Below are 22,361 nucleotides of genomic sequence, written 5' to 3'. Positions count from 1 at the left end.
AATAGCTGCGACCAACCTAAACAGGTCCGTCCTATCAAGCCGACACGTCGCAGCGTTTCAGGTTTCTTGCCGTTTCGCGGCACAGGTGGCGTGTCGTACGAGTCACTGCTTGAGCGCGACTTCTTAAAGCGAATGAGGTTTTCTCATCGGGTCGAGTCAGTGGTTGCCCAGCCAGTCCGCGTCGACTTTGTTGATTCACGAGGGCGCGATTTGACCTACACCCCTGACTTTCTGGTGCATTACCGCCAGCCGGCGGGCGTTAACTACATGGACTACATCAGGCCGATGCTGGTCGAAGTGAAGCCCGCTTATGAGTGGCGCAATAACTGGCGCACCTGGCTTGGGAAATGGAAGGCAGCGCGCCGCTACGCCCGGGAAGAGGGCTGGACGTTCAGCATCTATGACGAGTCACGCATCCGTGGGTTGCCTCTCGATAACATCACGTTCCTGGAACGTTTCGAGCGCTTGGACTTTGATCGTGAAGACATTGAGATGGTCCTGAAGACGCTTCAGGAAATGGAATTTGCGCCCGTGCACTATCTCTTGGCTCGCCATTTCAAAGGCGTGTATCGAGATCGTGGTGTCGCGCTGTTCTGGCACCTTATCGCTACTGGCCTGGTGGAGTGTGATATCACCGAGCCGCTGAATGAATACCTTGAACTCTGGGTGGCTACGCCATGAACATTTATGAAATCGACACGGATGAGCACTTCACCCCATTCGAACCCTCCAGAGAGCGTGTCTTGGTCGAAGTCGGGGAAATGGTTAGCTGTGACAAGCAAATCTTTCGAATCGTCCAGCTACTCGACTTTCAGAACGTCGTCGGAGTAGAAGTCGAGACCGGCCGTAGCGTCTCGCTCCGCATTTCCGAACTCCAACCTGTCGCGCAAGACCGAGTCGACGGCCTGTACGTGAACTACGACATCTCGACGATCAGCTCGGATGAGTGGGCAATAGCGCAACAGCGGTTCTCAGCCATCAAGCCCTTACTGCGCGATTCGATCTTGCCCAGAGCGAGCGTAGAGGAGAGAGCCAAAGAAGTAGGTGTTGATACTGCCACTCTCTATCGGTGGCTGGATCGGTATCAAAGTTGGCACGAAGTGCTTGCGCTCGTGCCGCGCAAGCGGGGTTGGCAATCCGGTAACAGCCGATTGACTGCACAAGCCGACAAACTCATTGATGAAGTGATCGAGCAGCACTACCTGACGATTCAGCGGCGAACTGTCCAATCGACCATTGCTGAAATCGAATTACAGGCCAAGGCTAAGGGAGTTAAGCCACCCAGCGCATCCGCTATCAGGGCAAGGATCAAGCGCATCCCTGAGAAGATCAAGCTGCGTAGACGTGGATATGCTGATCAAGCTCGTAATCGGCATACACCCTCAGTTGGTAAGTTTCCAGGCGCCGATTACCCGCTGGCGGTCGTTCAAATTGATCACACCCCGATTGATCTGATCATTGTGGATGATCGGCATCGCAAGCCCATTGGTCGTCTGTGGCTAAGCCTAGCGATTGATGTGCACTCGCGCATGATCACCGGCTATTACCTGGCCCTTGAGGAACCTTCCGAAATTTCCGTCGGCATGTGCGTTGCCCACTCTATCCTGCCAAAAGAGGCTTGGCTGAATCTTCACAACGTTCGCGGGGAATGGCCAGTGTGGGGTTTCCCTCGAATGGTCCATACCGATAACGGGCCTGACTTCCAGGCAGAAAACTTCCGTCGTTCGTGCGCAAATTACAATATCGAAAACCAATTCCGCCCAGTAAAGCGGCCCAGATACGGCGGCCATATTGAACGCCTGCTCGGTACTTTCATGAGAGAGCTACATGAACTGCCGGGTACTACGCACAGCAGCGTGCCTGATAGAGACGGCTACGATTCCGACAAGCATGCTGCACTCACGATGGGTGAGTTTGAGGAGTGGCTGGTTCGAACGATCATTCTGTATCACAACCGACCCCACTCAGCGCTTTACATGAGCCCTTCGCGCAAGTGGCATTTAGGTTTCTTCGGGAGCCGTGAAGCCGATGCGTTGGTGAGCATTCCGCCTCGACCTGCGGATCCTCTTACGGTGCAGCTGGATTTCATGCCCTCGTACCGCCGGACCGTTCAACATTATGGCGTCCAGCTGGATGTCTACTATTACTCGGAGGCATTGCGTCACTGGATCGGTACGACGGATCCAGTGACTGGTCAGGCGCGTAAATTTGTATTCAGACGGGACCCTCGCGACATCAGCGTTATCTGGTTCTACGACCCTGTCCTGAAACAATATTTCCGGGTGCCGGTGGCCAACCAGGCGTTCCCGGCAGCCACCTTGTGGGAATTCCGAGCGGCCAAGAAACAAGCTGTTGATGAAGGTCGAAAGCACATTGACGAGGCGTTGATCGGCAGATTGATTTTGGAGCGTCGCCAGATCGTCGATGGGTCATCCGCAAGCACTAAGAAAGCGCGTCGTGAAGCTCAGAAGCACAAGGTACACAGCAAAAATACGACCCCGGCGCAGCCTGTCAAAGCGCCTATGCAAGCCATGCCTTCCATCTCTACAAGCGAAGGGTTACTGCTTGATGATGTTGATCTGATCGGTGATATCCAATGACTGAGTACGCACATCTGCACGCCGATTTCAGGCCAGTGCTGCAACTATCAGCTCGGGAGCGTATTCGCTTCATGGGTGAACCTCGGTGGATCGGCTACAAGGCAGCACATCACATATTGGATAGCCTTGAATGCCTGCTCGAGGCGCCCAAGCGCCCAAGGATGCCGAACATGCTCATTGTCGGTGATTCGAACAACGGGAAAACGACGATCGTCAGGCATTTCGAGAAGATGCATGGGGAAGGTTATGTGGACGAGAACTCGGAGGCGGTGCGACCGATCATCGTGGCCGAGGCACCGCCCTCTGCTGAGGAAAAGGACCTATACATCGCCATCCTCGATCGCATGTGGATGCCTTACAGAACGACCGATTCAAAGGTAACGCTTCGGTTTCAGGTGATCCACGCGCTGCGCGAGCTCAAGGTACGCATGCTGATCATCGATGAAGTGCACTCAATGCTCACCGGCTCCGCTATGAAGCAGCGTGAGGTTATGAACGCGCTAAAAATGCTGTGCAACACCTTGGTAATCCCGGTTGTTGGCGTAGGAACTCCGGACGCTGTGCAGATCCTGCACCTGGACCCGCAGCACGCAAGCCGGTTTGATGTCATCAAACTGGAAACGTGGAAGTTAGACGCCGAGTTTCAGCGAATGCTGAAAGCTTTCGAAGCCGTGCTGCCGTTGAAAAAGCCGTCGGCTATCTACAAGCCTGAGCTGGCTCAGCTGATCCATTCCATTTCAGGCGGCAACACTGGAGACCTGCACGGTCTGTTACTCGAGTGCGCCACGGAAGCCATCAATTCTGGGAAGGAATGCATTGATCGGCAGCTGATTGAGGCTAAGTCGTGGAAGCGACCTACACGTGGCATCAGGGAGCGCGTTGTCTAAATCCTCGTTGGCCACTTACTCCCGAGATGTTGCCTGATGAGCTGTTCTCTTCCTGGCTAGTGAGAACAGCGCATGCCCATAGGTGCTTGCCCAGCACGTTGACCGGCATCGTTTGGCCTGGTGCTCAAGCGTGGAAAGTTGACCTTGATCGTAGGCATTCCTGGGCAAACATGGAGGTCTTGTCCAGCATGACCGGCCTCCAGGTCCCCTCACTCCTGGCCTCTACGCTTTGGCCTGTCGTGCAAAAATTTCACCCTAACGGTGTAGCTGAGCAGACAGCGCATCTGCCCTGGATTTTGCCGCTTGGTTGTCGGAACCGATCTCACGCAGGCGGGCTGCTCTGCTGTCCTTATTGCATGACGGAAACTGTTCCTCATTATCTTTTGCAGTACCGCCTGGCGTGGCACACAGTCTGTCCTCGCCATCGCACTTTGCTTATTGATCGGTGCTTGCGGTGTAGTTCGGCCCTCCAGCCAAATCGCCTTCGTCCTGATCGACCCTTATCCGTGTGCCACCAATGTGGCCAGTCATTGGCTGACGTTTCGCCCGAGCCCGTTGTGAAATCAGCTTTGGCGTTTCAGAGCTTTGCGGACTCAGCCACCCAATCGGCAGCGCTTTACGGTCTGACGTCATTGAGCTTTGCGGAGTGGATGTGCATTGCTCGGGTCATGGTCAGCTTTCTCAAGAACGTAACGCGCAATCCTACGACCAAATCGCAACTGTTCTGCCAGGCGATGGGTTTGGATCTTTCACATCTGAAGTCATCGTCTCTTGGATTGCCTTTCGAATACGCAACGCCTGCCGAGCGTGCTGGGTTGTTGGGGCAGGCTTGGGTGATAATGCAGGCAGGTCCGGAGCGTTTCCTGGAGCTTGCGGGTGAGGTTGAGTTGCCTGTGACGATATTTCCGGTCCGGGGGATTGGAGGATCGCCGATTCTCGCGCAAATGGTCTCGGTACTCGTGCAGCACACTCGACACCAGTCAGGTCGACCAAGTCGCAGGCAGACACGCGAGCCCCTCGAAGTTTGGCGTATGTGGAATCGATTGCAGAGAAGGACGCATAGAAATGGCATCTCATGACACACCCACTCCGCCGGGCTGCCACGGCTGCGGCGGCGAGATGGCCAAAGCCAAGAAGGTGCATGCGAACAAGCGCTACTGCGAGACATGCTACGCACGGCTCTTCAAACGGCGAATGTGTTCTAGCTGCGGGCACTTCGCTCGACTTCCGATTTTTGATCAGTCGGCACACTGCTCAGCCTGTGAGCGCGCCGGACCTTGCGTACGATGCGCAAAAGTGGATTTTAAAATAGGCCTACGTACTCAATACGGTCCAGTGTGCAAGCCGTGTCGCCCTTATTTCAACGTCCCGGAGCCATGCGAGGTGTGCGGCAGGCTTTCCCAGCGACTGGCTCGGAGCAAGTCGACAGGACTGCGTAGATGCCCGAGTTGCAGTGGCCCTGCGAAGGGGACTTGTCCACGCTGCCGGCGTCATCGCGTATTAATCAGTGGACAGGACGGCTCCACTGCTTGCGAACCTTGCACTGTTGCGATCTCCCACCCGTGCGATACATGCGGCAAACAGATGCCTGCTGGTCGCGGCCGCGAATGCGAAATATGTGAGTGGCTACGCGTTTTTCATAAGCGGTTAGCGATCAACGTCAAAGGTTTCAGCAGTGACCACATCACTGAGCTGTTCAGTCAATTCGGGGAATGGTTCCTAGCGAGTGTCGGGGCACATAAAGCTGCGCTGAACATCAACGTTCACTACCGCTTTTTTGCAGTACTCGACTCGAACTGGAGTGCGGCACCTTCCTACGAACAACTCCTGCAGCATTTCGGTGCGGCGGGGCTGCGCAAGGCCGAAAGTCCAATGCGGTTTTTGACAGAAACTGGTGTGGTTACTGTCGATGTGCAGCTGCGCGATGAGCACACAGAGCATCGTCGTCTTGCGGCAATTTTGTCGGAGCCTTCCAGCAGATGGTCGGCTCAGTTGCTTAACGAGTATGTCAGCGTCTTAAAGGCGAAAATGGAACAAGGCCTTACAGATCTGCGGTCAGTCCGGTTAGCCGCCCGCGCCGCCGTTAACATGCTCGAGAATGCTCAACTGAAGTTGGGGGAGTTGCCGACTCAGAAGTCGTTACAGTCTTTCTGGCGAGGCTCACCAGGCCAGGTTGCGGCAGTCGCTGGTTTCATCGGCCATTTAAATAGGCGTCACGGACTCGAACTGCAAGTGAAGCCTGACCCGCGCTGGTTGTCTCAGGCAAGACGGCAAAAAGCAGAGCGTGAGCTGGTGGCAATGTTAAGTGAAACTGCCGAGGGTGACTTCGAGGGACGCTGGATCGTGAAGGCGCTCGCCTATTTTCACGATGTAACGAGGGCAAGTCGGAAAAAACTGGTTTTCCAGCGGCAGGACTACCGAGACGTCGCTGGCTACAGCGTTACCCATGAGGAGAAAAATCTTTGGGTGCCGTCAGCTAGCAGTTACCGGCGAGGCGAGCATCCAGGATGAGTCAATCCAGCGTCACTCCCATTTCCCTAAATACGTTAATCAAACGGCTTCGATAAAGTACCGTTGCATCCCTCTGGTGATGCTTGAAGATCTTGGCGTTGGGCGGGAAGTACCTGTGCATGTGTATGAATCTGCCCATGACGTATCGCACCCGGGAGCAAATCTCCTTGACGAATTCTTCAAACTCTTCGGGGCTGTGGACGTGTGACCTCATGAGCACGCCAGAGTATTCAGCCTTGTTAGGATTGATCGGCTGAACCTCGAAACAAAAGTAGTTTTTTCCATCTATCACAATGCGCAGTACCATTAATCCCCGACACTTACCGGTTTTGCGATCCAGGTATACCCATCCTAGGGCAGATTTGTTCTCCGGTTCCCAATCAGTTGTTGGCCGCAACAAAATGGCCCTCGGAGGACCCTGATCCCGGAACTTCGGAGGTGTGTACCAATTCACCTTCGTCACTCGACCTGGGTTAGCCGCCATGATCGATCGGAATGCATTCCAGATGTCATTAAGGAAGCCATGCGTTTCGAGTTCGACATCGACATCGACATCGACATCGGGATCGGCGACATGCTCTAGCTTGCCGATGTTCTTGCCGGAACCGGTTTCTTCTCCGGATGAATGCGAGTTCGCCTCTGAAGGGCGCGGGCCGAGGCGCCCACGGTTGGCTTTGATCACTTCCTTAATTTTTTTAACTTTGCGTTTTTCGCCCAAAGTTTTGAAAGGTGGCGTTTTAACGATAACGGTTTCGGAGTGGTTGTCTGGCTCGGCGTGGGAATGCTCAGTTAAGAATTCTTCGGCCTCGGCCGTTCGGACCGGCCTGGGGAGCACTATCCGTCCACCATCCTCACCTTCGCTGCTGTCGAAGTTCTTGCGCTGCCATTCAATTTCTTGCCCGGCCGGTTGAGAGGAGCCAATCAGATTTAGGCACAGGAAGGTATTACCGTTATTGATCCATCTGCCTCGACACTGGAGCTGCCCTTTGCCCCGAAACCAGGGGGTCGCCTCCATGAATATCTGCGACAACGGATCTTGCGACGTAAATTGTGCATTCACGTGCTTGATACGGTCTTCTGTGTAATCGTCGTAGAGCAGGTGCGCGAGAAAAACCGCATCATAGTTGCGCATTTTCCTGGATGGCCTGACTAACCATCGATGCTCGTCACGTCGCTCATCATCATAAAAAACGGATTTAACGTCGGACCAACGCAACGTTGCCAAGGCTCGGCAAATTTCCATATTCCTGACGTAAGCACGCACGAAGTATTCAGTGCATGGAATGAGCAAATTCTTGTTGCCACCCAGCTTGAAGTCGATCACGCGAGAAAGATCGTGCCGGTACTTCAGAGGGTATTCGTCATGATGGAAAACGTTAGCCCTATCTTGCTTTAGCAAGTCGGCTCTTGACGTCAGCGACCACCCTGACTCGTTGAAGTCCACGTCAAATATCCGTGCGGGTGAGGCTAGATTCGTATCGGAGATACATTTGCCGTTACGCCAAATGGTGCCTTTTCGATAATGAGGCAAGCTGCTGAGTGGCACTGTGGCCGAAGTCCAGGGGCCTGGCACATCGTTGAACAGCTGTCTGAAATGCACCTTGGCTAAAGGGATAGTTCGGGTGGGCCTTCCTGGGCGAATAGGACCGTACCACCAGACCAAGTGATCGCCTTTGAGGCTTTCGACAGAGCTATCGGGATGCCGGAGATTAGCGCGAGAGTACGACAAATCAATGCGTTGAAGCTGTCCAGCCAAACCGATACTCCCGTCATGTTAGATCGCCATGATTAAGAGTCTACCGGTTTGCTTTCTCTCCCGCGACGCAAAAGTGGCGCCTATTTGATGACGTTTCGCGGCCTGCAAATTTGGTAACGCTTTCCAATTCAAAGGATTGGCTGGAACGCCTTACGAAGCTTTTCCCTTTGCTCTTGCCGATACTCCTACAGCTTTCAGGTTGGCGCCGTTAAGCCTTCTTTCAAAATATACAGCCATGCAATTCACGCTGTATCGGCTTCGCCGGCAGAGGTCTGGATTTCACTACGTGCTGCTCACGATCTGTCAGGTCCTAATGTGCCCTCGCGAGCTTGATTGCAAACCGCACCCCACCTTCGACGTTCTTGACGTGAACGTCGCCACCCATCTTTTTTACATACTGCTTGGCAACGAACAGCCCTAAACCCTGATGTTCACCGTCCAAGTCACGGCTGCTCACGCCGTACTCGAAGATTTCGTCAATCAAATAAGACGGGATCTGTGGCCCCTGATTACCCACCTCGATTAGAACCCAGCTTGCGTCGGCGAACACCTTGAGGGTGATTTCCGTGCCCTGATTTCGGAACTCTTTGGCGTTATTCAAGATTGCGGTCAGTGATGCTTCCAGCATGTCGCCGTCGGCACTGACATACAACGAGCCGGAAGAATAAGCAAAGGTAATCCCCTCACTGGATTCGGCGGCGTTTTCCAGATACTCAACCACGTTTTCTTTGGTGAGGTGGCCCCGAGATGCGCTAATCGCTTCCTTGGGGCCGAGCGACTTTCCGGAACTCGGCGCCGTAGGGTTACCGGAGAGCATTTTTAAGGCATAGGACATTCGCTTAAGGCTCTTGGCACTGGGATCGTCGGGTTTATTGTGACGTATCAGCAGCTCTTGCAAGGGGGACTTGATTTCATGGCCAATGGCGCGAAGGATATCGCTTTCATTCTTGGCGTTCTCCAGCGCCTCTCGCCCATATGTGGTAATAGACTTGTGCAAATCTTCAATACTGGCCCATAGCACGCCCACTTCGTCATGCTGGTTTAAGATCAAATACGGTAACTTGAAATCATCCGCATCCGAGTAACGCCCTCGCATATAGATAGTGTTACGCCTGACCTTGTTCAGAGGTGCCAGTACATAGTGGTGAATTGCGAAACCACTTATCACCAGGAGAGTGCCGAGGATCGCTGCAAACGCCAAAATTGCTTTTGCTGCAGCGCTCCACCCGCCTAATACCAAGGCAGGGTTTCCGCTCAACTCTATCCTGCCGCCATTGGAGAGTACGACGGCTTTCTGAGTAGCAATCGAAGGCGTCACCAGCTCAACGACTCTGTTGGCCAAGCGTGCCAGCGCAGAGCGGCTTTCATTGCGGCCACCGTGGTTACCGGCAAACACTTCGATAGGCTCACTTCCGGGAGAAGCAATGAAGCGAAGGCTTTCTCCTGGTGACAAGTACTGCGACATGGACTCAAAAGAGAATACAGGTCGCTCGTTGGTTTCTAGGCCATTCATGAGTATCTGGCCTTGCCCGTCACCGATAGGTCCAAGCAATTTCAACGCGACTCTCGCCTGAGAAATGTCTTCAGGAGGCCAGATGGTCTGCGTCTCCGGAGCTTCGAGGTAAGCATACAAGGGTAATTGAAGAATGAACTCGTAGCTGCTGACCGCTCCTTCAGGGGTCAGGTGAGCCAGAATACGACCCTTGATATCGCGCTCACGGGTAAAATCATCTGCCCCTTGCTTGGTGGTTTTGAAACCAGCAATGCTCCACGCTGGAGAGAACAGCTTGGCGGTCGAAGCATCCGCTCGGCGCACCGGATCGAAGGTGGCGACAAAGTGGCTGGTGCGCCCCCGTGCGGTCACCGCCACGCTGAAGTGGTGTGCCGTGAATGGGGATTTCGCATAGGTCGGTGAAGTCAGCTCGCTGTCGACATGAAACGTACCGCGAAGGTACACCAGTGCGCCATAATCGCGATTTTCTAACACCCCAGCGCACAGCTGATCACGTGAATCCTGCAGGGTTTTGAAGCTGCAGCCTAGGAGCGGCTTGAGATCTTCGACATGGCCTGGAATGACATTGATAAACTCAAGAGGCAATTTTGCCACGGGTACACCGTGTCCATCTGAAGACTGCTCTCCGAAGTTAGAAAAGGCAATGTCACCCTCCAAACTTTCGAACTCAGCCGTGACACGTTGTAACGTCCTCTGAATGGCTGCCTGGTATTGCTGTGCTACTGAAACATAGCTGAACCGCAACACTGCAATCGTGCCAAAAAACACCAGCAAGACCATGCCGGTCATAATGCCCACGATCAGCACCCGAGCCTTGGCTCGGTAAAGATTACCTTTTAACTTGCTTAAGGATTGACGCAGTCTTGCCATTGCACACCTTTCATCCTGATTACAACGACATGATCCGGCGACTCACCCACCTCCTCGAAGGCGTCACGTATATTCTTAACGTGTTGACGAATAGCTTCAGGGTTACGGCCTGATTTCACCAACTCGAAAAAGTCGGCATATGGGACATAAGAGCCTCGGCGTTCGTAGAGCCGCCAGAGAATATTCTTGGCCGTCTGAGGGATATTCAACGCTTTATTCTTGAAGCGCATTCTTGTGGTGGATTGGTCGTATGTAATCAGCGCTTCCTTATCCTCTACACTCGGCCCAGTCTGGGTCCTGAGCACCCGTAGTGCCAGTTCGACAAACTCTTGACCGTCCGGAGGAATGGGTTTTTCCATATAGTCCCAAACATCCAGTTGGCGCATCACACCACGATACAATGAGGCATCAAGTCCGGAGACCACTATGACCGGTGACTTGTGGTTACTTATATTTGTTCGCAGTATTCCAACACCAGCATTTTTCTCCGGCAGCAACTCGATGTCCAATACAATTAAACTAAAATCCGTTTCTACAATCGCCTTCTCGGCGCTTTCTCTATCAAAGAATTGATGAACTTCAATGTCCTTGGCAATGCTCTTGCAAAACCCAGCAAGGGCATTATTCGTGTCAGGAGAATCTTCAATGATTGCAATCTTTTTCATGCTTTTTACCTCGTGCGCATAATGGGCTAGGGTATCAGCTCTACAACCCCCACAGCTCCGCATCAACGTGAGACTTTGCTCACGTTTGAGGCTGAAAACTTGCATTGGCTAGCAAAAACCTCGCAACGCAGTGGTGGAACAAGCGCCCGGTAATGGATCCAATTGTTGGCGCCTAGCCCACTAACGACTCCTTGCGTAGCCTTCAGTTCAAGCCAATTACGGCCCACAACATGCGCCATTACCGCGCTTGTTCATTAATTCGCAACTGATCCGAGGTTCACATGGCTGCACATTATGAGATTTTCCGCTCCTCCCAGAACAACCAGTTCTACTTCCACTTGAAAGCGCCGAATGGCGAAATCATCCTAGCCAGCGAGGGGTATATCCAGAAATCCGGCTGCGAGAGCGGGATTGCTTCCTGCAAAGCGCATTCGCCGTACGATCAGTACTACGATAAACGCGTCGCACAGAACCTGCGCCCGTACTTCGTACTGCGTGCTGCGAATAATCAGATTATCGGCACCAGCCAGACCTATAGCTCGGCCTACGCCCGCGACCAGGGGATCGTCGCAGTAAAGACCTATGGCTCGACCGCCACCACCATCGATCTGACCTAATGCTCTGAACGGGCCGCATCATTGCGAGCGGCCCTTCGACTCCTCCAATTACATTTCTGTCCGGAGCCAATCATGACTAGCTTCACCGTGTCGTATGACCTCATAAAAAACAAAGACTACAAGCTGTTGATCGATGAACTCAAACGTCTCGGGGCGCATCGCTCGCAAGAGTCCTTTTGGCTGGTGGCCTATAACGGCACCGCAAAGGGCTTGCATGACCACCTCAGGAATTTCATGGATGGCGACGACAAACTCTGGGTATCCGAGCTGACGCGCAACCATCACTACGCCCAAGCCAACAGCGGCACCAATGCCTGGATCGCGCAGAACCCGCCTGCCCGCTAGTTAACTGCGGATTGCGGTTGTGGCGGTAACAAGCCTCGACGGATCGGGGCTATGGGCGCTCTGTACGTCAGCCCGCCTAAGTCGCAACGGTTCGAGTTCTACTGGTGTAGAGATATTGATTGATCGGCCCACGCGACACCCATACCCGTCGCAAAGTCATTCGGGTGGCCTTATCAATATTGTTGGATCGCGGGAGATAAAGACGTTCGCAAGCCCGGGCTGCGTCTGGGGTTTCTGAATCAACAGTCGTTTGCACGCCGACCGTACCAGTTGCATCTATTGCGAAATGTCACACCTGCATCGCCAGCGGCCGGCGCCAATCAGTAATCTGATTGCACCAAAAGCCCTGACGGGCTTTCAGCAGATTTACAAGTAAGCGTAGCTCCTTGACGGTCGGTCCCGGCAGGTCAGCCAAGTCCTCTCGGCACTCCACTGTCTCGCTCATCGGCAATGCGCCGATTACCTGTTTACTTTGTCTTTCGGCATGCGCAGACACACCACGGCAGCCATGACCAACGCTACAGCGATGGCCATTCAGGGCATAGTCAGTCGAGGCTGTAGCGTCCTTGACCCATCCGATCAAGTGAGGGCTGGTAAACCCTGCCAGATTGCCGAACGGGCGAGAGTCGCCAAGTTACCGCGTGCACAGATCTCCTCTGGAAAGCATATCGTTATCTCGACAAGCGATGCGGATGGCTTCATAGGGAGATTTGGAGCGAGTCAGGATCCAGTAGTTGTCGACCACTATGTAGCGTAAAGATTCTTCTTCGTTTCTGAGTGCTACAAATTTGAGTGTTTTATCGAGATAGCTGAGCAATCTGTTTTTAGGTGTTACCTCGTACGTAATCTCAAAGATGGCGGCTTCCAACTGCAGATAGTCACGGCTATTGAGGGGCGGAAGCCTGAATTTATGAGTGTCCCTAGCGGATATTGTTTCACCATCCAGCTCATGGAATTCGATGATCGGTATCGTGCTGATGTTTCCCCCAGGCATCACCAGCCCGCCGTCCTTGGATTGTGCGTAAATGTCTTTGGTGGTTTTCGCGATTACTGGCTGATCGGGATAAGAGATTTTGAATTTCTCAACAATTATGTCAGCGGGCGAATCATTGATTAATGAAAAAACGTAAGAGCGCCCGTACGGCTTTTCATAAACGAGCTTGGTGTCACTAATAAGAAAGCTGTAGGCCGTTGCGACGATCACACCGAATGCGCCCAAGCTTGAAAGAATTGTAAATGTACGGATGGCGATTTCTTTAAATCTCTTGCGGCCGTTGGGGCGTTTAAATCTTGCCTGCTGTTTCATTTTGCTCTCTGATTTCAGGTGCTTGCTGCGTCGCAAGCGTCTGGTTTGCGCGATTACGCAACCGTGATGCCAATGTGATATTAATACGCTTGGCCGCAGTCGAGAACCCTGCTCGGCGCAAGCCATTTGCCAATGATCAGAGGATGAATTGGTGCTGTTGAAAACGGATTTTGAGGCGGACTGGATCGTTGAGATGCGGCGGATCATGGAAGAGCACTGGGCGATGGACCTTGCTTCTGCGAAGACCGAGGAATTGGCCGCGCTGTTTTTCCATGCCAGAACACGCAGAGTCGAGCCAAGGCCCAGGGTCGTGCATTTATCTAATGCCTTCGTCTGCCCACTTGAACACGAAACAGGGTGGGCAGAGCTCAAAGTTAAAATAGAAACCGGTGAGGACCTGTCGCCGCATCTGAGCCTGAAAATTGAAGACTTCAAAGGCAAGGATGGACTGCTACTGGATTGGGGCATTTACCACTTCCATCTTGGACGGGCGCAGCACGCAAAAAACAAGAGCTTCGTCGAGCGCACGGGTCCACTGGTCTTCGGTTTTCCCACTGATGATGCATTCCATGCGGTAGGCATCTATCAGCACGGTACCTGGTCGGACAGTTCGGTTATTGAAACGCTGCATGCAAACTGGCCGCACCTAACGCGGGCAGCAAGGATGCAGGGCAGTGGCATGTCTCTCGGTCAGCTTTATACCGATGAAGACAGAGAGATGCTGAGGGCCGCCGGTATCAATCTCATCACCCCGCTATCGGACGGTTCCCTTCTATATCCTCTGGGAGGCGGGTATTCAGGCACTGGGGTTTCCGCCCAAGCGGTGACAGACGCCGAGTTAGAGCGACAACGAATTCATGGCCTTCAGCACCTGATCCACGACCGAGCGGCTGAAGTTGCGCGGGCTCTTAAGGCTGAGGGTTATACCGGCAACAAGGAGGTGGTTGGGCGTTTGAACTTCGGTAATGGCGTTCAGTGGGTTTCATTCGACGGGTTTCGCGTCTGCTTTGCTGTTTAACAAGGTGAGGTACCGCGCTGGAAAGCTGGCTCCAGAGATTGATGCGTCGGCAGACGTTGCAATTTCTGCGGTATCGACTTAAATTCAAACATCAAATGTACGATTTTCTTACCTTGGAACCATCGAAATGAAAGACGGCATTGAGAAACACCTTGGCCAGTTCTGGGATAAGCGTGCGCTCGAAATCGTTGATGACCCGCTGTCAGTTGATGACTTGGGTGCGCCGATGGAATCGGTCATGGCTATCGAAGCGCTGGTTGAGATCGGGAAAATGTTGAAAGTCAAAATCCCGGTGGATGTCGTGATCCGCAACGGCGGTTACGAAACCAAAGAACAGTTCGTCAAGCTGGTCACGTCAGGAATCCTTAAGCACCTGAAGGAAAAAACCCATGCATAGTTCGTCGGTGGAGGATCAGGACAGGCTACGCCTGGCTGAGCGCCTGCGAGATGCTCGGGAGTATGTGGGGCTTTCCCAGGATGAGGTGGCTCATGCACTCGGGGTCTCCCGCCCGGCGGTGACCAACATCGAGTCGGGCAACCGCAAAGTGGAGGCGACGGAGCTGAGCAAGCTCGCCAAGCTCTATCGCAAGTCTATGGAGTACCTGATGACCGGAAGAGACCCGGCGCCTTCCGGCCCCACCCAGCTCGCGTTTCTGGCCAGAGCAGTAAATGGACTTTCGCAGCAGGATATTGATGAGGTAGCTCGCTTCGCCGAGTTTCTCAAGCACAAGGGACAGTAAATGGGCTTCCGCGATGTTGTTTTGCGAGCCGCACAGCGTGCGGTCGAGGTCATCAATGAGAGCGGTGCGATGGCCCGCATCGAGCAGGACGGATACACGCGAATAGACCCTTTCCAGATCGCTGCTGATTCTGGGGTGATGGTCATGCTGCGCCCCATGGAGAAGCTGCTCGGGGCATTTCTGAGTGATGAAACGCCTGGAATATTGGTCAATGTGGATCGCCCAGCAGGCTTGGTTCACATGACCTGTGCCCACGAGCTGGGTCATTTTTTCATGGGGCACGGCAGCAGCGCCGACGAGAAAATCTATTACGGTTCTCAGGCTGCGCTCGTCGAGCAGGAAGCGGATCAGTTCGGGTACAACCTGCTGGTGCCTCGCAAGCTGATCGTCAAAATCATGCAGCGCAAGCAATGGACCAAGCAGGCGCTGTTCCGGCCTGACGTCCTTTATCAACTGGCGCTACGCATGGGGGTCAGCTACGAAGCGGCGGCATGGTCGCTCAGCCGGCATGGCGTCATGAGCGCTGATCAAGTCCGGGAAATGTTGCGGACCAAGCCCGCGATGATCAAGAAAGCGCTGCTCGGCGACCGTTTGGTGGATGCCCGCAAAGAGGTGTGGCTGCTCGACAGCGATGATCGAACTTCAATCCTTGAGCCTCGCCCGGATGACCAGCTGGTTGTTCGATTGCCAAGCCGTGCACCGTCAGGATATCTCTGGGAAGCCGATTCCGAAGAGTTAAAGGCGCAGGGATTTCAGCTGGAACCGTTGACCGTACCCTCGACGCCTTCAGTGGATAAGTCGCCGGTTTTCGGCGGTACAGAGATGATGGACTACCTCCTCACTGGCGGAAGGACCAGCGATTCAGAGCCCGTAGGCGTGCGGCTCTCGGAGCGTGCGCCATGGGATGCCTCGAGCTCAGCCACTGATACATTCAGCTCATGCGCCAAGTTTGAGTCGTTGAATCTCGGGCTGACACCGCACTCGCGTAAGCAGTTGCTCAAGGACGGGCTAGCGTGATCGTCCCTAAGGTGTTGCTCGATGGCTTCGGTTCGCAAGCAAGGCCTCAGGGGCGGCGTCCGACCTGCCTGGCATTTGCATTATCGGATCTGAATCGATCGAAATCGCCCGCCGATTTGAGTCCTGAATACCTTTATCGGGCGGCCGCCATTTTGACACCGGGTTGGGCGCCGGGCGGCGGAATCACTTTCGATGCGATGCGAGAGGCATCTCGTGTCGGTCAGCCTGAGGAAGCCGCATTCCCCTACTGCTCTGAAGAGCCTTCGCTCCCAATTCCCGATCTGCCCTCGGGACTTCAGCATTACGGTGACTTATTGCAGTGCGTATCGGCTGACCCTACCGATATCGCCTATTTTATAAGTGCCGGTCAGCCGATCGGATTGGGTCTGCGGGTAACGCCTGAATTCTTCAAACCTAAAGGGGGCCTAGTGGCTTTCGGTGATCAGGTCATGCCAGGACTTCTCCATGCGGTAGTCGCTATTGGCGTGGGGCATGAAAATGGAAATAGTGCGCCATGGTTCTACGTGCGCAATAGCTGGGGCCCCCAGTGGGGTGTAGACGGACACGCCTGGATTTCAGGCGCCTATGTAAGCGCGCATGCCGAATGTGCTTTTGGAGTAGAGAATGGCAAAACTGATCGCATCTGAAAGTTTGGGGCAGGCTTGGGTGGCTGCGGCGCGACATCTGGCGGGATGCAAGCAGCGCAAGGATCGGAATTTGATCCTGGAAATCAGCGCTCCTCAGAAGCTGGGCAAGGATGATCTGAAAATCATCAAGGCTGTGGATGCGGCGTTGCGCAGCAGTCGTGAGGACCTGAGTGTCGAGACCGTGGCGGGCACCATTTTCCCCAATGGGTTGGCCCGACGGTTTTCTCGTCCCGAGCTATACACAAATTACTTGGCGTTGCTGGCCAAGGGCAAAAAGCGCAGTTCGTGGGGCACGTATGCTCAGCGCATGATGAGTCGTCCGAGCCGAAACGGTACAGGGGCCATTAACCCATTGGACGACCTGATTGAGCGTCTGCTTCAAACGCACAACGGTACCAAGTACCAATCGGCGTTCGAGCTGGGGGTCAGTGATCCCGATATTGATCTGGCACCGCCACTCGACGGACATGGGTATGAATTACCGGTGTTCGACCCATCTCGAGATGCAAAACCCCTCAACGTCCCTTGCTTGAGTCATCTGAGCTTCAAAATTACAGATGGCAAGCTGGATCTAACCGCGATCTACCGCTCTCAGTGGTACTGCCAGCGTGCGCTGGGCAACCTTATCGGGTTGAGCCAGCTTCACTCGTTTGTGGGTAAGGAATCCAAGTATGAATGTGGAGTGCTTACCTGTATCGCAACACATGCGTATTTGGATACGGAGACCTTTGGCAAGGTAGGTGTCACCAAAGATCTCTTGGCTTCTCTACCTGGTTGAAAGCAATCGTTAGAGCAGCCAAGCCTAGCGACTTCGCCAGCAGATGTTTGGATGATAGGTGATTCCAAGGAGTGCGATTGCAATGACCCAAATGCGTTCGGGATGCGAGGGTTCTGGCTGGATCGGCAAGGCCGAAGCCCCCATAGCTCTCTAGATCAATTTGCCCAGGGTGTGCTTGGCTTTCGCTAATGGCTATGTCGCCGTATGCCTATTTTAAGGACGTGCTCACAAGCTTGCCGGCGCAGCAGGAGAGTGAAATCGATCATTTGCTGCCGCATAAGTGGCAGCCGGTTTAATCACGCAAGGCTTGATGGCCGGACGCTTACGTTTTAAGGCTCATCATAGTCATCAGCGGTGATATGCGTAGGCAGGTCTCCTAATGCCACAGGCGGCATCCAGCCCATCGCCGATATGCACTCCATGCATGCCGGATCAGGTCCGCCTTCCTGATTGATTGGTTGAAAGACCCGCTGCATCGATCCACACACGCTGCACCCATTTTGCAGTTCCTCCTCCCTCAGAAGCACGACCAAGGCTGCCTCTCCCTGCTCAAAAGGGGGTATGGACCAGTGCGTTACCCCCCAACTCCTCGCGTCCTCGACTGTTGTTGTCCTTAATTGATACGACTGCGTGAACATGAACGGTTGCCCCTTGGGTATCAGTCCCTGCTCTGAAGAAAATTGCACGATGTCCGACAATCGTCGTCGTGTTTCCTCATCGAAGTCTTGACCGCTTTCGTGTGCTTTTTCCAGCGCGCCAAGGGCAAGGGACACCTGCCTGTTGTTAACAGCCTTGGCGGCAATGGCACTTGTCTTAGCAGCTTTCTTCGCCGCCTTTTGCAGCTCAATCTGGATGAGTGGAGTAGGCGCAAATTCAGTCTGCCCTTTTTTCAGATTGCATGGCCCGCACGCCGGCATCCAGTTTTCATATGAGTCGATGTCGAATGAATCCTCGAGGCCGAATATCGATCGAGTAATCCCAAATTGGACGTCATCCTTGAGAAGCCGCTCGGGCAAAATGTGATCCACTTCCATTGAAGTGAGGTCCAGTGGGCGGCCGCACATGTAGCACTTCATACCGTGGTTTAGAAATATGGCGTACCGTTGGGCAGTGGTGAATTTATACATCGACATTTGCAATCCCTATCGTTCAGGCAGCGTAAATGCTGGGCTCCATTGATGATCCATAGCCTAGCTTGAATACTCTGAAGCCAACGCTCGCGGATTGGGAGTCGCCTGTCGCTCCCTTATCTACTTCCTCACCTTTCTCAAGAATTTGGTAGAAACATAACTAAAGAACTCTTGGCTTCTCTACCTGGTTGAAAGGAATTGTTAGAGCAGCGAAGCCTGGCGACTTGCTTGAGAAATCAGGGGGCGCAGATCGTAGAGTTTGGCCATCCCTGCGCGGAAGTCACGGACTCCCCCGTAGCTCGGGTGGCGAATGGTTTCTATGGGCAGGCCAAAGCGCGACGCATAGTGCGCGGCGTCCTGACCAATCGCGATAATCTTCCTGATTCTAAGCCAACTGAACAGCTCGCTATTGAGCTCATCCACCAACGCCAGCTCTTTTGCGCTGAATTTGCGGTTGGTGAATGGGTTGCCTGGCTCATGCGGATGAAATGGGAAAACATTCCACAGCAGGGGAGGAATATCGACAGCCTTCAGGACGGCCCAAATCTCCGCAGCAGTACGTTCGGCGATTGCTGGGCCCCGGGTCGCCTGTTGCGACTCGCATCCTGGATAGACGCGAGTCATCTCGGAAAGGTGGAATTCGTCGGTAAGGGCCAGTCCGGTCCGTCGCCCTCCGCGATAACCTAGATCGCGCCCCATCCAAATGGTGTCGGTGCCTAGATCTGATACGGCCTGAAGATAGGTTTTTAGGTTTTTCCGGCGAGATGCGGCTGCTCCCACGCGATCATGCACAGGGCAGGTGTCTGCGTACGGGTTGAACACATTGTCGAGGCTGAATTCAGACAAGGCCTTTACGAAGGATGTAGGGGTCATTGCGTTTAGGCCTCTTTGAGGGGCTTGTGGAAAGTCAGCGTCCCTTCAGTGATGTTGACTACCACCGAGCCTCCTCGATGCTCGCGCAGTTCGCGGAACATTCTGAAACCTTCGATGATGGCAAGCTCCCACTGCCAAAGCTTGCATCGCTCAACCTCGTAACCCCGAACCATCCCTTGGATCTGCTTGAGTAGGCCGTAGTCGAGACGTCCAGGTTGAGTTGCTGCGTAGTAGTCATATTTTTTCGCGTGATCGAAAATCCAAGTGGCGATGCCTTCTTCAATGATCGCTGCGCGAGCGCCATCGTCGTTCTCATCCTTAGCGGGGTCGGATTTCCGTTTGCGCTTGAGCAGTGCTCGCAACACTGGTGACCAACCCAGATACGCCACATAAGCCAAATGGAAGACATCGTGGAAGCGATAGTCGTCAGGCTCGTTGCTGTTGTCTGTAAGGCGGTCACCGATATAGACGCCATTCAGGCGCTGAACCACATGCTTGTTCTGGCCTTCGCCGCGTTCGATGAATTCGATAGTGAATTCGCGCTCGAACTGCTCATGCTCCGGAAAACCTTCATCGAAAAGTGGAAATTCACGCTTCTGTTCACTTGGCCAGCGACTGGCCGTTTTTTCCAGGTTTCCCAAGGCCACATCTTCAAGGTTCAGGTTGAAGCTGGAGCAGGTCTTGGCGAGCTCCGACAACAGCTGTCCGAAATAAGCCTCGCGTTTGGGTGGCGCCATACTTGCCAAGCTGGCATGCGACATTTCAGCCAGCACACCGGCGCTTAGCGCAAGCTTACCCAGCTGCGTTGGGCGGGGGATTGTATCCTCATCGCGCTGTGTTTCGATAAGACCGTCTATCTGACGAAACGTAATCGGCGGCGCGGGAGCTTTCTTGCTTTCGCCGAATTCATCGCGAAGGACAAGGATGCAGTGCTCCCCGAGAGCGTCGGCGGGGATTTTCAGAAGGTGCGCCGCAATGGTCAAGTACCACAGCGCGTCGCCCAGTTCTTCTGCGGCCAAGTCGTTTTGTGCGGCCTGCAAGCGGTCACGACCTGCTTTTTTTACAGAGGAAAGTAAGCCACCAATCTCGCCAAAGTATCCGAAGCGAATGTATTGAAGGCTATCGGCATCGTCCTTGAAGCGCATGCTCTCCCGCGCTTTGAGCATGTACTTGGCTACGGTAAGTGCCACCGGACGCGGTTGAGGTACTGGCGCCATCAATCCTCCTTGATCATTTTTAAGCTATTTCATGCGAGTGCCAGCACCTGCTGTCGTAGCACTTGCTGCCGTAGCTCCATCTTCAGCTGCTTGCAGCGACCGACGATTGTCTCGCGATCGGCGTCGATTGCTCCCATTGTCAGCGCGCGTTCACGCACCGAAACGGTCACATCGTAGTGCGGGTAACCCTTGGATTGGAACCAGCTTTTGCGCAGGCCCAGTCGAGAGGCGAACGAGTGAAGCTCATCCAGAGTATCCGCTGCCAGATGGCACCAGAGCTTGCCCCGCCACAGGATCTCTTCTGAATCCACGTAGACCGCCATTCTGCTCGCCTTCTGTGAAAATATATGCAAATATTTTGCACATTATGGGAAAAAAATTCAACTCCTCATCCGATGTAGCCTTTGTTGGGGCGCAGATCCGCCAAGCTCGCTTGGGTCGTGGTCTAACGCTCGTAGATCTCGGCCGTGCGGTCAATGTTCATCATTCTCAGATCTCTCGCTACGAGCGGGGGCAGATGAGTAGTGTCGGCAAAAATTTGCATAAAATATGCACATTTCTGCAAATTAAAGACGATCCGCGTGAGTATTCAACCGGTACCGCGAGCTTGGGGCGAAAGGTGGACGAGCTGCTTCGAGTTGCGCCAGGGTGTGAACCGGCAGTGACGAAATTGGTAGAAGCTTTGGAGGAGCTCATCGCCGCGGCGCTTCCCGCAAATACGTCTGCGAGCAGCTCTGTGTCGGCAGTCGATTAGCACGCATTAATGCTCCCAGCGCCCGCTTATCACCTTGGTTGTGAATTTCTAGGGGGGCAGCGCGGTTGATTGCGTTGCGTCCTTGACCGTGCGTAGGACCAGTACGAAGATTGCAGTCGTAGGGAGCCAGCCTAAGAAAACCACAGGTATGTAAGTATCCTGGCTGTTTGTTGGCTGATCGCAGGTCTAACTTATGAGCACGTCACGTAAACGCCCAAACCCTTGGCAGAAGACAGGTGCGACAGCTCGCATCGAGAGTTTGAGGCGGGTTGTAGCGAAGTCCAATCGCACGGATGTATAGATGCTAGATCGACTGGCGGCATGCACGGTGTCGCTCGAGCCTGCAGGACCTTTGGCAGGTAAAGTCGCCAGCGGCTTGGCGAATGTGTGCTCGGAATAGGCTGATTCTTTCAAATTTCCTGGAAACGCATCCTTTCGAGAGCCAGTGCTGTTATGCCCATTCCCGCAGTCATCTTCGACGCCTTCGGCACCCTCATAAAGATCAGTAAAGGCAGTAGCCCTTACCGAAAAATCCTGAAAATCGGGATCGAGCAGGGTCGCCGCCCTCAGCCACACGATGCGGAATGTATCCTGTCTTTGCCTATGGACTTACGCCAGGCGGCTGATTTCTTCGGGATTAGTGTCGATCCCTCGCTGATGGTTTGCTTGGAGTCAGACCTCGTCCGCGAACTTGCCGACATCCAGGCCTACCCGGATGGCATTCATGCCGTTCGACTGCTGCAAGAAGCAGGCGTCAAGGTAGCGGTCTGTTCAAATCTCGCGAAACCTTACGCAGCGGCTATTGAACGTCTATATCCAACACTCGATGGATACTCCTACAGCTTTGAGGTGGGCGCCGTTAAGCCCTCTTTCAAAATATACAACCATGCGATTCACGCTGTATCGGCTTCGCTGGCAGACGTGTGGATGATTGGGGATTCTAAGGAGTGCGATTGCGATGGCCCAACTGCGTTCGGGATGCGAGGGTTCTGGTTGGATCGGCAAGGCCGAAGCCCCCATAGTTCTCTAGATCAATTTGCCGAAGGTGTGCTTGATTTTTGCTAATAGCCATGCCGTTGGCTGGGTAATTGCACTGAGTTGATCATCCATCTACATC

23 protein-coding genes and 1 pseudogene are annotated in these 22,361 nt (G+C 53.8%); 16 read left to right on the top strand and 8 right to left on the bottom strand.

Annotated elements, in window-relative coordinates; genetic code table 11:
* Positions 1 to 132: 132 nt before the first annotated feature.
* The 5 genes from CKW19_RS09195 (at position 133) to CKW19_RS09175 (ending at position 5,998) form a co-directional block, all read left to right on the top strand.
* Positions 133 to 681, top strand: a complete 549-nt coding sequence (locus tag CKW19_RS09195; protein WP_095057681.1) for a TnsA endonuclease N-terminal domain-containing protein — start codon at positions 133 to 135, stop codon at positions 679 to 681.
* Positions 678 to 2,600, top strand: coding sequence for a Mu transposase C-terminal domain-containing protein (locus tag CKW19_RS09190; protein ID WP_095057616.1), 1,923 nt, complete (start codon positions 678 to 680; stop codon positions 2,598 to 2,600). Before CKW19_RS09195 ends, CKW19_RS09190 begins: the two co-directional genes overlap by 4 nt.
* Entirely contained in the window at positions 2,597 to 3,487 is an 891-nt protein-coding gene (locus CKW19_RS09185) for a TniB family NTP-binding protein (protein ID WP_095057615.1), read from the top strand. Before CKW19_RS09190 ends, CKW19_RS09185 begins: the two co-directional genes overlap by 4 nt.
* A complete protein-coding gene (locus CKW19_RS29450; RefSeq protein ID WP_143500303.1) occupies positions 3,445 to 4,566 on the top strand; it encodes a TniQ family protein in 1,122 nt (373 codons plus the stop codon). The genes CKW19_RS09185 and CKW19_RS29450 overlap by 43 nt, the downstream gene beginning before the upstream one ends.
* A gap of 505 nt (positions 4,567 to 5,071) precedes the next feature.
* Positions 5,072 to 5,998 (top strand): hypothetical protein, encoded by a 927-nt coding sequence (locus CKW19_RS09175; protein WP_256580313.1) that lies wholly within the window; start codon positions 5,072 to 5,074, stop codon positions 5,996 to 5,998.
* Between the two features lies 1 nt (position 5,999).
* On the opposite strand, the gene CKW19_RS09170 is transcribed toward CKW19_RS09175, so the two are convergent.
* The 3 genes from CKW19_RS09170 to CKW19_RS09160 form a co-directional block, all read right to left on the bottom strand.
* Positions 6,000 to 7,442: a hypothetical protein gene (locus CKW19_RS09170; protein WP_256580312.1), complete on the bottom strand. Its 1,443-nt coding sequence runs from the start codon at positions 7,440 to 7,442 to the stop codon at positions 6,000 to 6,002.
* 622 nt (positions 7,443 to 8,064) lie between these two features.
* Positions 8,065 to 10,137 carry a HAMP domain-containing sensor histidine kinase gene (locus CKW19_RS09165; protein WP_095057612.1) on the bottom strand — a complete coding sequence of 691 codons (2,073 nt, stop codon included), beginning with the start codon at positions 10,135 to 10,137 and terminating at the stop codon, positions 8,065 to 8,067.
* Positions 10,113 to 10,802, bottom strand: coding sequence for a response regulator transcription factor (locus CKW19_RS09160; protein WP_160012830.1), 690 nt, complete (start codon positions 10,800 to 10,802; stop codon positions 10,113 to 10,115). Before CKW19_RS09160 ends, CKW19_RS09165 begins: the two co-directional genes overlap by 25 nt.
* A 281-nt stretch (positions 10,803 to 11,083) precedes the next feature.
* Between CKW19_RS09160 and CKW19_RS09155 the strand changes: the two genes are divergently transcribed.
* Both CKW19_RS09155 and CKW19_RS09150 read left to right on the top strand, forming a co-directional pair.
* Positions 11,084 to 11,419: a YegP family protein gene (locus CKW19_RS09155; protein WP_095057610.1), complete on the top strand. Its 336-nt coding sequence runs from the start codon at positions 11,084 to 11,086 to the stop codon at positions 11,417 to 11,419.
* Positions 11,420 to 11,491: 72 nt separating this feature from the next.
* Entirely contained in the window at positions 11,492 to 11,764 is a 273-nt protein-coding gene (locus CKW19_RS09150; protein ID WP_095057609.1) for a CRISPR-associated protein Cas2, read from the top strand.
* 634 nt (positions 11,765 to 12,398) lie between these two features.
* Here the strand turns inward: CKW19_RS09150 and CKW19_RS09140 are convergent.
* A complete protein-coding gene (locus tag CKW19_RS09140; protein WP_095057608.1) occupies positions 12,399 to 13,070 on the bottom strand; it encodes a hypothetical protein in 672 nt (223 codons plus the stop codon).
* Between the two features lie 151 nt (positions 13,071 to 13,221).
* Between CKW19_RS09140 and CKW19_RS09135 the strand changes: the two genes are divergently transcribed.
* The 7 genes and pseudogenes from CKW19_RS09135 to CKW19_RS28370 all read left to right on the top strand — a co-directional run.
* A complete protein-coding gene (locus tag CKW19_RS09135; protein ID WP_095057607.1) occupies positions 13,222 to 14,088 on the top strand; it encodes a hypothetical protein in 867 nt (288 codons plus the stop codon).
* 127 nt (positions 14,089 to 14,215) lie between these two features.
* Complete coding sequence (locus tag CKW19_RS09130) at positions 14,216 to 14,485, top strand: acyl carrier protein (protein WP_008439386.1); 270 nt, start codon at positions 14,216 to 14,218, stop codon at positions 14,483 to 14,485.
* Entirely contained in the window at positions 14,478 to 14,828 is a 351-nt protein-coding gene (locus tag CKW19_RS09125) for a helix-turn-helix domain-containing protein (RefSeq protein ID WP_008439377.1), read from the top strand. Before CKW19_RS09130 ends, CKW19_RS09125 begins: the two co-directional genes overlap by 8 nt.
* Positions 14,829 to 15,845: an ImmA/IrrE family metallo-endopeptidase gene (locus tag CKW19_RS09120; protein ID WP_095057606.1), complete on the top strand. Its 1,017-nt coding sequence runs from the start codon at positions 14,829 to 14,831 to the stop codon at positions 15,843 to 15,845.
* A complete protein-coding gene (locus tag CKW19_RS09115) occupies positions 15,842 to 16,492 on the top strand; it encodes a C1 family peptidase (RefSeq protein ID WP_095057605.1) in 651 nt (216 codons plus the stop codon). Before CKW19_RS09120 ends, CKW19_RS09115 begins: the two co-directional genes overlap by 4 nt.
* Positions 16,470 to 17,270 (top strand): hypothetical protein, encoded by an 801-nt coding sequence (locus CKW19_RS09110; protein WP_095057604.1) that lies wholly within the window; start codon positions 16,470 to 16,472, stop codon positions 17,268 to 17,270. Before CKW19_RS09115 ends, CKW19_RS09110 begins: the two co-directional genes overlap by 23 nt.
* Before the next feature lie 200 nt (positions 17,271 to 17,470).
* Positions 17,471 to 17,566: pseudogene (locus tag CKW19_RS28370) on the top strand (transposase domain-containing protein); the annotation flags it as partial.
* Between the two features lie 33 nt (positions 17,567 to 17,599).
* Here the strand turns inward: CKW19_RS28370 and CKW19_RS09105 are convergent.
* From CKW19_RS09105 to CKW19_RS09090, 4 genes are all read right to left on the bottom strand, one after another.
* On the bottom strand, positions 17,600 to 18,304 hold the full coding sequence (locus CKW19_RS09105; RefSeq protein WP_143500301.1) for an HNH endonuclease: 705 nt from the start codon (positions 18,302 to 18,304) through the stop codon (positions 17,600 to 17,602).
* A 297-nt stretch (positions 18,305 to 18,601) separates the two neighbouring features.
* Positions 18,602 to 19,273 (bottom strand): uracil-DNA glycosylase, encoded by a 672-nt coding sequence (locus CKW19_RS09100; RefSeq protein WP_095057602.1) that lies wholly within the window; start codon positions 19,271 to 19,273, stop codon positions 18,602 to 18,604.
* A 5-nt stretch (positions 19,274 to 19,278) separates the two neighbouring features.
* Complete coding sequence (locus tag CKW19_RS09095) at positions 19,279 to 20,490, bottom strand: nucleoside triphosphate pyrophosphohydrolase family protein (protein ID WP_095057601.1); 1,212 nt, start codon at positions 20,488 to 20,490, stop codon at positions 19,279 to 19,281.
* 29 nt (positions 20,491 to 20,519) lie between these two features.
* Positions 20,520 to 20,813, bottom strand: a complete 294-nt coding sequence (locus tag CKW19_RS09090; RefSeq protein ID WP_095057600.1) for a DUF4031 domain-containing protein — start codon at positions 20,811 to 20,813, stop codon at positions 20,520 to 20,522.
* A 44-nt stretch (positions 20,814 to 20,857) separates the two neighbouring features.
* On the opposite strand from CKW19_RS09090, the gene CKW19_RS29445 reads away from it, so the two are divergent.
* The gene (locus tag CKW19_RS29445; RefSeq protein ID WP_095057599.1) at positions 20,858 to 21,244 is read left to right on the top strand and encodes a helix-turn-helix transcriptional regulator; all 387 of its coding nucleotides are present in this window, start codon (positions 20,858 to 20,860) and stop codon (positions 21,242 to 21,244) included.
* A gap of 453 nt (positions 21,245 to 21,697) precedes the next feature.
* Complete coding sequence (locus CKW19_RS09080; protein WP_095057598.1) at positions 21,698 to 22,309, top strand: HAD family hydrolase; 612 nt, start codon at positions 21,698 to 21,700, stop codon at positions 22,307 to 22,309.
* The last annotated feature ends 52 nt before the right edge of the window (positions 22,310 to 22,361 follow it).

It is taken from the genome of Pseudomonas sp. Irchel s3f7 (assembly GCF_900187615.1).
In the GTDB taxonomy this organism is placed as follows: Bacteria; Pseudomonadota; Gammaproteobacteria; order Pseudomonadales; family Pseudomonadaceae; genus Aquipseudomonas.
The sequence above is the reverse complement of the archived record's forward strand: the minus strand, read 5'-3'. Positions and strand labels throughout refer to the sequence as shown.